The sequence below is a fragment of the Phaeobacter sp. CAU 1743 genome, from assembly GCF_039839315.1.
Lineage (GTDB): Bacteria > Pseudomonadota > Alphaproteobacteria > Rhodobacterales > Rhodobacteraceae > Phycobacter > Phycobacter gallaeciensis_A.
In genome coordinates this window covers 1-12,100 of the sequence record NZ_JBDOQR010000022.1, presented here as the reverse complement: position 1 = coordinate 12,100, position 12,100 = coordinate 1, and the positions used below count along the sequence as shown (strand labels likewise).

Sequence of the window (12,100 nt, the reverse complement as noted above, 5' to 3'; positions counted from 1 at the left end):
TATTGGTGGGGATCAGCGATCTGCAATCGGCACATAACCGCGCGGTTCCGGCCCGTTGTACAGCGTCAGCGGTCGGATAAGGATATTGCCGCGCTGTTGCTCGATGCATTGGATCACCCAGCCTGGCATGCGCCCAATGGCGAAGATCGGCACATAGAGGTCCATCGGGATGCCGTGCAGCTGGTAGATCACGCCGGAATAGAAATCGACATTCACATTGAGCCCATGGCGTGCATAGGGAGACATGGCCTCGACCACCGCCTGTAGGATTTCATACCACTCGGGGGCGCCCATTTCCTCGCCCAGCTTGCGCACGCCTTCGCGCATGTGGCGGGCGCGGGGGTCTTCCTTGCGGTAGACCCGGTGGCCAAAGCCGGTGACGGCTTCTTTCGCCGCGCGCTTGGCCTTCACGTAGGCGGCGGCCTTGTCCGGGGTGCCGATCTCGTGGACCATTTTCATCACGTCCTCGGCGGCGCCGCCGTGGGCTGGACCTGCGAGGGTCGACAGCGCCGTGACGATGGCGCCATGAAGATTAGCCTCGGTCCCGACTGTGACGCGGGCAGCAAAGCTGGAGGCGTTGGAGCCGTGTTCGGCGTGCAGAATGAAATCCACATCCGCCAGGCGCGCGGCATCCGCGCTGGGTTTCTCTCCCTTCAGCATCCACAGCCAGTTGGCTGCATGACCCAGTGTCATGTCCGGCGCCACCGGATTGCGGCCGTTGCGGATTGCTTCATGCGCGGCGATGATCATCGGCACCTGGCTGGTCAGACGCACGCCATTGGCGAGGAAGGCCTCCTCGCCGACCTGCTGGCTGGCAGGCTCTAACGCTGCAAGGGCCGACACACAGGTGCGCAGCACATCCATCGGGTGGCCGTCCTTGCAGGCGCGGATGATTGCGTGGATCTCATCCGGCAGCACCCGCGCCGCTTTCAGATCGGCATCGAAATCCGCCAGTTGCCCTGCGGTTGGCAGCTCGCCGTAGATCAGTAGGTAACAGACCTCTTCAAAGGTGGAATGGGTAGCCAGATCGTGGATGGAATAGCCGCGATAGCTCAACTCGCCCTTGGCCCCATCAATATCTGAAACGCCGGAGCGTTCAAAGTAGACGCCCTTCAGGCCGCGGTTGATCTTGACGTTTTCGCTCATTGCTGGCTCCTTCGTGTGGCAAGGGAGAATGATATGACTGTTCTGGAAAATGCATTTGAAGCGGCAAAGGCACGGCGGGCGCGGGTGGTTTTCCCGGAAATGGAAGACGCACGGGTGGCAGAGGCCACGCAGCGCCTGCGGGCCGAAGGCCTGTGCGAACCCTTGCCGCTGGCGGAGCCGTCCGAGGCCCATGTGGAGGCCTTGGTTACCGCGCGCGGTCTGAAAGAGGTGATCGCAAAACGCATGGTTTCCAAACCCTTGTACCGTGCCGCCGCGATGGTTGCGCTGGGCGAGGCAGATGCGATGGTCGCAGGCGCCGATGTTCCCACCCGCCGGGTGATCGAGGCCGCCAGCATCGGCATCGGGCTGGCCGACGGGGTGTCCTTGCCCTCGTCGTTCTTCCTGATGGTGTTCCCGGATGGGCGCGAACTGGTCTTTGCTGACTGCGCGGTGAATGTAGCACCCGATGCGGCGCAACTTGCCGATATCGCACGCGCTTCGGCGGCCTCCGCCAAGGCCCTGCTGGGCACGGCGCGGGTGGCGATGCTGTCCTTTTCCACCGGCACATCGGGTGACGGCGACAGCGTGGCGCGGGTGCGCGAAGCAGCCGAGCTTGCAGGCTTTGCTGGGCCGGTGCAGGCGGATGCGGCGCTGAACGGTGCCATCGCTGCCAAGAAGGGGATCGAGGCTCTGGATGCCAATGTGCTGATCTTTCCCAGCTTGGATGCGGGCAATATCGGGTACAAGCTGTGCCAGGAACTGGCAGGTGCGCAGGCGCTGGGGCCGTTCCTGCAGGGCTTTGCCCGCCCGGTCTGCGATCTTAGTCGGGGCGCCAGCGTTGACGACATCGTCGCGGCAACGGTGCTGACCGCCGCGCAGGTCTGAGGGATATGCTGGGCGCGGCTCATGTCGCCTCCGGCATCAGGGTAAGGGCGTCCATGGCGATCTGGCGCTCTTCGTCAGCTGGGATCACCCAGATCTTTACCGCTGAAGACTGGCAATGTAGCGCCATCTGGCGGGCCTCATTGGCATCGGGGTCCATGCGCACACCAATCCATTCAAGGCTCCGCAGAACTCGCGCGCGGATGGCGGTGGCGTTCTCTCCGATACCGCCGGTGAATGCGATGGCGTCGAGACCTTCGAGCGCGGCAATCAGGCTGCCCGCGTGTCGCAGGGTCCAGTAGCAGAAGTGATCGATGGCAAAGGCGCTGTCGGCGCTGGGGTCTAGCATCAGCTTGCGCATGTCGGATTTGCCACCCGATAGGCCCAGCAACCCGCTTTCGTGGTTGAGGATCGCCTTGGTGCGTTCCAGCCCGTTGTCTTCCACGAGGCGCAGAACTGCGTTGGCATCGATGCCGCCCGACCGGGTGCCCATGGTCAGCCCGTCCAGCGGTGAATAGCCCATGGTGGTGGCGATGGATTGCCCGCCCCGGATTGCACAAAGCGAGGCGCCATTGCCCAGATGAAAGGCCAGCAACCGGGCGGGCAGTTTATCACCAGAGAGGTCCGGCAGGCGCCGCACCAGTGCCGCGTAGGATAGCCCATGGAAGCCATAGCGGCGGATGCCATTGGTCTCGATCATGCGCGGGATGGCATAACGGGTCGCCACATCGGGATTGGTGGCGTGGAAGGAGGTGTCGAAACTGGCGAACTGCGGTAGGTCCGGGGCGAGTTCCCCCATGGTGTCGATGGCGGCCAGGCTATGTGGATTGTGCAGCGGCGCCAGCGGGGTACAATCGGCGATCTCGGCGCTGACCTCGGGCGTGATGCGGGTGGGGGCGGTCAGATTGCGTCCGCCATGCACCACCCGGTGACCCACCGCCGTCAGGCTACCTGCCGTGATGCCGCGATCCGCCAGCGCGTTCAGGATGGCCGAAAGCGCGGCCTTATGGTCGATAAAGGGGATTTCGGTCTCGGCGCCGTCCACGATCAGCCGCGAGGCGCCGCCGATCCCGTCGGCAAGACCCTGCACCTGCTCTTCGAACGCGCTGTCGAAGACAGCGAATTTGATGGAAGAGGATCCGGCATTGAGGATCAGAACCCGTGCATCGGCCATCAGAGCACCCGCACGATGTTCAGCACCGAAAGAACGGTCAGCAACAGCACGATACCGCGGCGGAAATTCTTCTGGTCGGCGCTGGCAAAGCGCTGGCTGCCGGTCCAGATCCCGGCGCCAAGGATGGGAAAGGCAAGCAGCACCCCGTAAAGCGTGTCGACCCCGGTCAGCCCGTTTGCCGCCATCACCGGCAGGGCCATCATGTCGATACCTGTCAGAAACACGATCATGGTGGCGCGAAATACTGCAGGGGGGATCGGCTGAGCGGTCAGAAACGCGGCAGCGGGCAGGCCGCCGACACCGGCGCTGTTGGCAATGCCGGCCACAAGACCGACGCCGAGGTTGCCTTTGCCCCCGATGGGGCGGCGCAGCTGCCAGCCGCTGAGCAGGATGAGGCTTAGCATCAGCACAAGTGCCGATATGGCAAGCCGGGCCTGATCTTCGCCCAGGCGGGACATGATGGCGATGGCGGGAACCGTGGCAATGGCGGCCCCGCCCAGCAGCAACAGTGCCCGCTGCCAGTCGATATGAGGCCGGATGCCGCGCGCCTGAAAGGCGGTCATCGTGATTTCACAAGCAAAGACCACCGGGATCAGCGGCAGTGGGTTGGTCACCAGCGCTGCTAGAATGATAAAGATCGCCGAGAAGCCAAATCCCGAATAGCCACGGATAAAGGCCGCCACAAACAATGCGGCGGCCAGATAGGCGCCCAGACCTCCATTCAGATCAAATGGCAGATCAAAGGGCAGCATCATTGCGTTCAGCCGACCTGCTGCGGACGCATGTCGTCGGCAGAGATCCCGGCGACTTCGACCGGGTTCTTCATGGCGTCGCGGCGGAAGGGTTCACCCAGTTCCTGGTTGATCATCGCCTCGATGAGGGTGGTGATGCCGTTCTTCTGGTCCTCGACCGCCTGTGCCAGCGCCGCGGTCAGCTCGTCCATGGTGCGGGCGACGACGCCTTTCAGGCCGCAGGCATTGGCGATCCCGGCATAAGAGACCTGCTGATCCAGCTCGGTGCCGACAAAGTTGTCGTCGAACCACAGGGTCGAGTTCCGTTTCTCTGCGCCCCACTGGTAGTTGCGGAATACCACCTGAGTGACAGCGGGCCATTCATCGCGGCCGATCGCGGTCAGCTCGTTCACGGCGATGCCAAAGGCACCGTCGCCGGAGAAGCCCACGACCGGCACGTCTGGGCAGCCGATCTTGGCGCCGACCACAGCAGGCAGGCCGTATCCGCAGGGACCGAACAGTCCCGGCGCCAGATATTTGCGGCCCTCGTCAAAGGACGGATATGCGTTGCCGATGGCGCAGTTGTTACCGATGTCGGAAGAGATGATCGCCTCGCGGGGCAGCGCCGATTGGATCGCGCGCCAGGCCATGCGGGGGCTCATCCAGTCCGGTTTGTCGGCGCGGGCGCGTTCATTCCAGGTGGTACCGGGATCGTCATCCTCGTGATCCATCGAGCTGAGCTGCTGCGCCCAGCGGGACTTGGCTTCGGCGATCCGCGCCTTGCGATCCGCGCGGCCTTCGTCGCCTGCGCTGTCGCTCAACTGGTTCAGGATCGTCGTTGCCACCTTGGCAGCATCACCAACGATGCCGACCGTGACCGGTTTGGTCAGGCCGATGCGGTCCGGGTTGATGTCGACCTGAATGATCTTGGCTTCGGTGGGCCAGTATTCCATCCCATAGCCGGGCAGAGTCGAGAAGGGGTTGAGCCGGGTGCCAAGGCAGAGCACCACATCGGCTTCCTTGATCAGTTCCATACCGGCCTTTGAGCCGTTGTAGCCAAGCGGACCTGCGAACAGCGGATGCGATCCGGGGAAGGCGTCATTGTGCTGGTAGCCGACGCAGACGGGGGCATCGAGACGTTCGGCCAGCGCCTTGGAGGCGGCGATGCCACCCTTGGACAGCACCACACCGGCACCGTTCAGTATCACAGGGTTCTTGGCGTTCGACAGCAGCTCAGCCGCCTGCGCTAGCGCGGTTTCGCCCCCGGTGGGGCGTTCGAATTCGACGATGGCGGGCAGAGCAATGTCGATGACCTGGGTCCACATATCGCGCGGGATGTTCAGTTGCGCCGGGGCCGAGGCGCGTTTGGCCTGCATGATGACCCGGTTCAGAACTTCGGCCACGCGGGAGGGATCGCGCACCTCTTCCTGATAGGCGACCATGTCTTCGAACAGTTTCATCTGCTCGACTTCCTGGAAACCGCCTTGACCGATTGTCTTGTTCGCCGCCTGCGGGGTGACCAGCAGTAGCGGGGTGTGGTTCCAGTAGGCGGTTTTGACGGCGGTGACAAAGTTGGTGATGCCAGGGCCGTTCTGGGCGATCATCATCGACATCTTGCCGGTGGCGCGGGTGTAGCCATCGGCCATCATGCCGGCGCTGCCTTCATGCGCGCAGTCCCAGAAGGTGATGCCTGCCTTGGGAAAGAGGTCCGAAATCGGCATCATCGCCGAGCCGATAATCCCGAAAGCATGTTCAACCCCATGCATTTGCAGGGTTTTGACAAAGGCTTCCTCGGTGGTCATTTTCATGGTGTGTTCTCCTGATGAGACGCTGACAGGGCCGGGCCGGCGCCGGGCGTTATATCCGGTTTAGGCTGTCGGAAGGGGAGGGGTTAGGGCCAGATACCTGTCCGGATTAGGGCCAGATATGGCGCGGCCTGATGGGGGTGTATCACGGCTGCAGAAAACGCATGCGCGCCTGTGGCCGCGGCAACCTCAGGACGGTTTCAGCGCCTCGGACAGCAGCGCCAGCCCTGGTTCGATACGGCTTGCCGGGATCGAGGAATAGCCCAGCCGGTAATAGTTCTGCTTGCGGTGTTGGGGCGCAAAGAAGGGCGCGCCGGGTTCGATGATGACGCTCTTTTCCCTCAGGCGCTCTGCTGCGGCGGCGGTATCGACGCCCTCCGGCGCGCGCATCCAGAGGGATGAGCCACCGTAGACGCCAACACCCGAGATCGACAGCCCATGCGCGGCGATGGCCTCTTCGATGACCAGGCGGCGGTTGTGCAGTTCCTTGGCGGTGCGACGGATCTGGGAATCGTAGTGACCGAGGGAGAGGAAATAGGCGACAGTGCGCTGAATGTGCCCAGGCGGGTGGCGCAGCACGCTGGCGCGCAGGGCGCGGGCCTGACGGATGAAGCTTTCAGAGCCTACCAGATAGCCCAGTCGCAGCCCCGGAAACAACGATTTGGAAAAGCTGCCGGCATAGACCACGCGCCCGTCGGTATCGAGGGATTTGAGCGCCGGGGAGGGGGCGCCAAGGAAGGACATCTCGAACTCGTAGTCGTCCTCGACAATCACCGCATCGATCTCGCGGGCGCGCTCCAGCAGTTGCTTGCGCCGGGCCATGGGCATGGTGGCGGTGGTCGGGCTTTGGTGGCTCGGGGTGCAAAAGATCACGTCGGTGTCTTCCGCGATCTGCTCCGGCGGCAGACCGTCGGCATCAACCGGAATGCAATCCATCTGGCAGCGCACATGGGTCAGCTGATCGCGCAGGGTGTAATAGGTCGGATCCTCGATCGCCGCCTTGCGCCCCCGGTTCAGCAAAAGCTGGATCACCAGCCACAGGGCATTCTGCGCCCCGAGGGTGATCAGGATCTGCTCGGGGCGAGCGGTGACACCACGGCGTGGCAGGGTGTGGCGGGCGATATATTCGATCAGCAGGGGATCATCCTGATCGAAATAGTCGTTGGTCAGCGCGGCAAAGTCTTTCTGCCCCAGCGCCCGCAGTGCGCAAAGCCGCCAGTTGGCATGATCAAACAGCGAGGCATCGGCCTGACCATAGATGAAAGGATAGCGGTAGTTGCGCCAGTCCCGCGGTTTGCGGGGCGTATCGCCACCGGTAAAGGTGCGGGCAATGGCCTGCGACCAGTCTACCGCGTCATCAGAGCGTTGCGGCGGCGTGTAACTGGGCGGCACCGGCGCGTTTTCCGAGACGTAATACCCAGACCGCCCGCGCGACGTCAGATAGTCATTGGCCAGAAGTTCCGTATAGGCCAGCGTCACGGTGATGCGGCTGATGCCAAGGTGGCTGGCCAGTTTGCGCGAGGATGGCAGCTTCTCTCCGACCCGGAAACGGCCCGACAGAACGCCTTCGGCGATCATCTCCTGGATCTGCGCCTGAAGCGTGCCCTGCGCATCCGGGTTGAGAAAGAATGTGTCGACGGAAATGGCCATTCCGGGACAGTAGGCTGGCCTTAGGGGGAGCGCAATCTGGACTTACCGTCCCGGATGTTTTTTTGAGCTTGATTTTGAGCGTCGAATCGAAATAACTAGTTTTATGGTTTTAATGGAGCATGTCATGCAGTGGGAAGAAGCAGCAGGTGGTTTTGCGGCCATGGGGTCAGAGGCGCGTCTGAAGGTCCTGCGCTGTCTGGTCCGGGCAGGGCGCGATGGATTGCGGGTTCAGGACATTCAGACCCGCACGGGCATCGCGCCCTCGACGCTGGCGCATCATTTGAAATTTCTTTCGGGCGCCGGTGTCGTGGTGCAGGAGAAGGTGGGACGCGCGACGATTAGCCGGGCCGATTTTGACCGGCTGCGGGCGCTGGCGGACTTCATTCTCTGTGAATGCTGCTCGGATCAAATGCAGGAGGCTGCAAACGATGGCTGATCTCACTCAAAATCTCGGGGCCTCGCAGGCGCTGCTGCGCTGGCTCAAAACGCCCTGGGCCGTGATCGTGGCGCTGCTGGTTTCTGTTGCGGTGCTGGATCCGGCAAATTTCCAGACGATTGTGATCTTTGCGCTGAATGCGCTGGCCCATACCGGTCGTTACATCTTGTTTGCGGTGCTGCTGCTGGCGTATCTTAAGGCAACCGGCGCCGACGCTCTGGTGGCGCGGGCCTTTGAGGGGCGCGAGGTGCGGATGATCTTTCTTGCGGCGGTGTTTGGCGGGTTGGCGCCCTTCTGTTCCTGCGAGGTCATTCCCTTTATCGCCGGGCTGCTGGCTTTGGGCGCGCCGTTGTCGGCTGTCATGGCCTTCTGGCTGTCCTCGCCGCTGATCGATCCGCCGACGTTGCTGATCACTGCCGGGGCGCTGGGCTGGCCCTTTGCCATCGGCAAGGCGGTTGCTGCCGTGGCGCTGGGGTTGTTCGGGGGCTTTGCCATCAAGGCACTGATGGGCCATGGTGTCTTTGCAAACCCGCTAAAACAGGTGCAGAAAACCAGCTGTTGCGGCTGCGGTGCGCCAAAGGCCGATGCAAAGCCGGTCTGGGCCTTCTGGTCCGAACCTGAGCGTCGGCAACGGTTCCGCAGCGAATTTGTCGCCAACGGTCTGTTCCTGCTGAAGTGGCTGGCGCTGGCCTATGTCCTGGAGGCGCTGCTGGTGTCCTATGTCCCGGCGGATGTCATTGCGGGTCTGGTCGGCGGTGAAGGCGTGGTGCCGATTGCCGTGGCCGCGCTGGTGGGCATGCCGGCCTACCTCAACTCCTACGTGGCGCCGCCGCTGCTGGCGGGGCTGATGGAGCAGGGAATGAGCGCAGGGGCGGCCATGGCCTTTATGATTGCCGGTGCGGTGAGTTCGATCCCGGCCATGGCAGCGGTCTGGTCGCTGGTGAAGCCGCAGGTCTTTGCCGCCTATCTGGGGCTGGGGGTCAGCGGTGCAATCCTGTCCGGCATTCTGTTTCAGATGCTGTGAGGGGGCGCGGGCGGGGCGCTCCCGCCCGGATCGCGGCAATCGAAGATTGCCCCTCTCCCGTTGGGCCAGGCGCCGCGCTGACGCGCGGCGCTCTTTCTTGCTGAGATGGCCCTTACGGGGCAGGTCTGCCCCGTAAGGGCCGTTTTCGAGTGTCTTAAGATTTGCGCGTCAAGGACAAGCCGCCTGACGGCGGGGCCTTGCGGCCTCCTTGACCCGCGGGGGGATCACCTTTGGGTCATGAATTCCAGGTTTGCGCGGACCGCGGGCCAATCGGCGGCGGTGATGGAGTAGACAGCGGAATCACGCAGGCTGCCGTCGGGCATGACCATATGCGCCCGCAGGATACCGTCGAGCTGGGCGCCGAGCCGTTCGATGGCGGCGCGGCTTTGCCGGTTCAGGCGGTGGGTGCGGAATTCCACCGCGATGGCATCGCGGTCTTCGAATGCGTGGCGCAGCATCATGAGCTTGCAGGCGGTGTTGATCCCGGTGCGCTGTACCGATTTGCGGTACCAGGTGGAGCCGATTTCGACGCGGCGGTTGCCGTGGTCGATATTCATATAGGTAGTCATGCCCACGGCGCGGCCCTGTGGGTCGAGGATGGCGAAAGGCACCATGGATCCTGCCTCCTGAAGCGTGAGGCGGCGGTCGATCTCTGCCGGGACCCGGTCCGGTGCGGGAACCGCAGTGTACCAGAGCCGGTGCAGGGCGCCATCGTCCGCAGCCTCTGCCAGATCCGGGGCGTGATCCTGTGTGAGCGGTGCCAGTGTCACCTTGTCCGAGGTCAGGGTGGATGCTGTCATCCAGAGAGGGCCGGGCATGGCGGGCTTCCTTGTGCTGTGTCGCCCCGCCACAAAAGAGGAAAGGCGGCCCGGTGCAAAGGGCCGCCTTTCAAAAATCTAAGTAGTCCAATTGGCCTGATCAGCCAAAGACCTTGGTCAGGGCCACGTCCACCGCATCGGTGATGGCGTCGATATCCTCGGCCGTTGCGATCAGCGCTGGGCTAAAGCAGAGGGTGTTGTTCTTGCCGGGGATCGAACGGTTGGTGACGCCAATGATAACGCCCTGGGCGCCGACCTCGGCCACTACGGCCTGTGCCTGTTTCTCGTCCACCGGTTCCTTGCTTTCGCGGTCGGTGACCAGTTCGGCGCCGAGGAACAGACCCTTACCGCGCACATCGCCGATCACGGGGTGTTTTTCCTGCAGCGCCTTGAGGTTGTTCATCATCCGCTCGCCCATGGCGGTGCAGTTGTCCAGAAGGCCCTCGTCTTCGATGATCTGCATGTTGGCCAGCGCGGCAGCGGGACCAGCGGTGCAGCCGCCGAAGGTGGAGATGTCACGGAAATAGTTCATCGGATCGTCCGCGTCGTCCTTGAACATCTCGAAGATTTCTTCGGTGGTGACCATGCAGGCAATCGCGGCATAGCCCGAGGCGACGCCCTTGGCCATGGTGACGAAATCGGGCTGGATGCCGTAATGCTGGTAGCCGAACCAGGTGCCGGTACGACCGATCCCGCAAACCACCTCGTCGATGTGCAGCAGGATGTCGTATTTCTTGCAAATCTCCTGCACCCGCGGCCAATAGCCTTCGGGGGCCTCGATCACGCCGCCACCAGCAGTGACGGGTTCCAGACAGAGGGCGCCGATGGTGTCGGGGCCTTCGCGCAGGATCACCTCTTCGATCAGGTTGGCGGCCGCGATGCCGAATTCCTCGCCCGACAGATGCTCAAGACCCAACTCGTGCTTGCGGTATTCCATGCAGTGGGGCACCCGTACGAAACCGGGGGCAAAGGGGCCGTATTGGGCGTTGCGCTCATCCTGGCCGCCCGCCGACATCGCCGCCAGAGTGGAGCCGTGGTAATCGCGGTCGCGGTAAAGGATCTTGTGCTTCTTGCCGCCGTATTTCTTGTGCGCGATCTGGCGCACCATCTTGAAAGCTTTCTCGTTCGCCTCGGAGCCGGAGTTGTTGTAGTAGACGCGGCTCATGCCGGGCATCTTCTCGATCAGCTTTTCGGCAAAGAGTGAGCCGGGAATAGAACCTGCGGACTGCGCGAAATAGCAAAGCTTCATCAGCTGATCATAGACCGCTTTGCAGATTTCCTCACGGCCATAGCCGACGTTCACCGTCCAGACCCCACCGGAGACCGCGTCCAGCCATTCCTTGCCGTTCTGGTCCCAGACCCGCATGCCTTTGCCTTCGACGATGATCCGGGGATCGCTGGTCTCAAAAGGTTTGTGCTGGATCAGGTGGTGCCAGACATGCGCCTTGTCGGCGTCAATCACCCGGCTGAGGTCGTTTTCGTTGAACGTGCCGTCCATGACATGTCCTTCCCTAAATAGTGGTGTTCTGGTCCGGCCCGCAAAACAGCAAGCCGGACTTTTCTGAGTTTGACGAAACGCCAAATCTGCCGCTTGCACTAGGTCCAGATGGTGATGAGCTTTGTGGCCAGTGCAGCGAGTTTCCTGCGCCGCCCGCATCAGGCCCCTGTTTTCAAGGGCAGAACTTCCGTTCTTTGCCTTGGGTGCGCCGTTATGCTCCAGCGGTTTTCCGCATGTGGCCCGGCAGGTTGCCCGAAAATCGGGCGTGGCAGTGTTCCGGGGTGGGTGATCCGGGGATAAACGCGGGTTTTCCCAGTATATCGCGATCCGGTGCAGATCAAAAGAACGTGTGTTCTTTCGTGTGTTGATTGAGAGCGTGCATTTTTCCCATCATGGTCGGGCGCAGCATTGGCCAGCGGAGAATGGGCGTGGCGGAGTTCACAGTGATGGTTGCCCCGAGTGGGGCACGGCGTGGCAAGCGGGATCATTTGAACCTGCCGGTGACACCTGAGGAAATCGCGCAGACGGCCGCGGACTGTTATGTGGCCGGGGCAGGGGCGCTGCACCTGCATGTGCGGGATGAGGAGGGCCAGCATTCCCTGGACGTCGGGCGCTATCGCACGGCGATGGAAGCGGTGCAGGAGGCGGCGCCCGGCATGAAGGTGCAGATCACCACCGAAAGCGCGGGTCTCTTCTCTCCCAAGGACCAGTTACATTGCCTGATGCAGCTGCGCCCGGCGGCGGCCTCGGTCTCGGTCCGGGAAATGGCGCGGGATCTGGCAGTAGCCGCGCGGGCCTATGCATTTAGTGCTGAGAGCCCGATTTGAAACTAATTGAGTGAGTTCAGGAGGTTGTGTTTCTGTTCGGGTACGACACTGAACGGAGACCACGATGGCCTGGACCGAACTCACCCGCAGCCAGCATGCCCGTGAGGGC

Annotated in this window: 11 protein-coding genes; 4 read left to right on the top strand and 7 right to left on the bottom strand. The window is 62.7% G+C overall.

Features of this window, described 5'->3' with window-relative positions:
- Positions 1 to 12 precede the first annotated feature (12 nt).
- Positions 13 to 1,146: a citrate/2-methylcitrate synthase gene (locus AAFO90_RS10490; RefSeq protein WP_347509372.1), complete on the bottom strand. Its 1,134-nt coding sequence runs from the start codon at positions 1,144 to 1,146 to the stop codon at positions 13 to 15.
- A gap of 33 nt (positions 1,147 to 1,179) precedes the next feature.
- On the opposite strand from AAFO90_RS10490, the gene AAFO90_RS10485 reads away from it, so the two are divergent.
- The gene (locus AAFO90_RS10485; protein ID WP_347509371.1) at positions 1,180 to 2,031 is read left to right on the top strand and encodes a phosphate acyltransferase; all 852 of its coding nucleotides are present in this window, start codon (positions 1,180 to 1,182) and stop codon (positions 2,029 to 2,031) included.
- A 19-nt stretch (positions 2,032 to 2,050) separates the two neighbouring features.
- Here the strand turns inward: AAFO90_RS10485 and AAFO90_RS10480 are convergent, their stop codons facing one another.
- From AAFO90_RS10480 to AAFO90_RS10465, 4 genes are all read right to left on the bottom strand, one after another.
- Complete coding sequence (locus AAFO90_RS10480; RefSeq protein WP_347509370.1) at positions 2,051 to 3,202, bottom strand: acetate/propionate family kinase; 1,152 nt, start codon at positions 3,200 to 3,202, stop codon at positions 2,051 to 2,053.
- Positions 3,202 to 3,957 (bottom strand): TSUP family transporter, encoded by a 756-nt coding sequence (locus AAFO90_RS10475; protein WP_347509369.1) that lies wholly within the window; start codon positions 3,955 to 3,957, stop codon positions 3,202 to 3,204. Before AAFO90_RS10475 ends, AAFO90_RS10480 begins: the two co-directional genes overlap by 1 nt.
- Positions 3,958 to 3,962: 5 nt before the next feature.
- Positions 3,963 to 5,741, bottom strand: coding sequence for a sulfoacetaldehyde acetyltransferase (gene xsc, locus AAFO90_RS10470; protein WP_347509368.1), 1,779 nt, complete (start codon positions 5,739 to 5,741; stop codon positions 3,963 to 3,965).
- 186 nt (positions 5,742 to 5,927) lie between these two features.
- Positions 5,928 to 7,388: a PLP-dependent aminotransferase family protein gene (locus AAFO90_RS10465; RefSeq protein WP_347509367.1), complete on the bottom strand. Its 1,461-nt coding sequence runs from the start codon at positions 7,386 to 7,388 to the stop codon at positions 5,928 to 5,930.
- A 124-nt stretch (positions 7,389 to 7,512) separates the two neighbouring features.
- On the opposite strand from AAFO90_RS10465, the gene AAFO90_RS10460 reads away from it, so the two are divergent.
- The gene (locus tag AAFO90_RS10460; protein ID WP_274832649.1) at positions 7,513 to 7,824 is read left to right on the top strand and encodes a metalloregulator ArsR/SmtB family transcription factor; all 312 of its coding nucleotides are present in this window, start codon (positions 7,513 to 7,515) and stop codon (positions 7,822 to 7,824) included.
- The gene (locus AAFO90_RS10455) at positions 7,817 to 8,848 is read left to right on the top strand and encodes a permease (RefSeq protein WP_347509366.1); all 1,032 of its coding nucleotides are present in this window, start codon (positions 7,817 to 7,819) and stop codon (positions 8,846 to 8,848) included. Before AAFO90_RS10460 ends, AAFO90_RS10455 begins: the two co-directional genes overlap by 8 nt.
- Positions 8,849 to 9,072: 224 nt before the next feature.
- Here AAFO90_RS10455 and AAFO90_RS10450 read toward each other — a convergent pair whose 3' ends face one another.
- Positions 9,073 to 9,666, bottom strand: a complete 594-nt coding sequence (locus AAFO90_RS10450; protein WP_347509365.1) for a GNAT family protein — start codon at positions 9,664 to 9,666, stop codon at positions 9,073 to 9,075.
- 100 nt (positions 9,667 to 9,766) lie between these two features.
- Entirely contained in the window at positions 9,767 to 11,164 is a 1,398-nt protein-coding gene (locus AAFO90_RS10445) for an aminotransferase class III-fold pyridoxal phosphate-dependent enzyme (RefSeq protein ID WP_347509364.1), read from the bottom strand.
- Between the two features lie 428 nt (positions 11,165 to 11,592).
- On the opposite strand from AAFO90_RS10445, the gene AAFO90_RS10440 reads away from it, so the two are divergent.
- Positions 11,593 to 11,991, top strand: a complete 399-nt coding sequence (locus AAFO90_RS10440; protein WP_347509363.1) for a 3-keto-5-aminohexanoate cleavage protein — start codon at positions 11,593 to 11,595, stop codon at positions 11,989 to 11,991.
- Positions 11,992 to 12,100 lie beyond the last annotated feature (109 nt).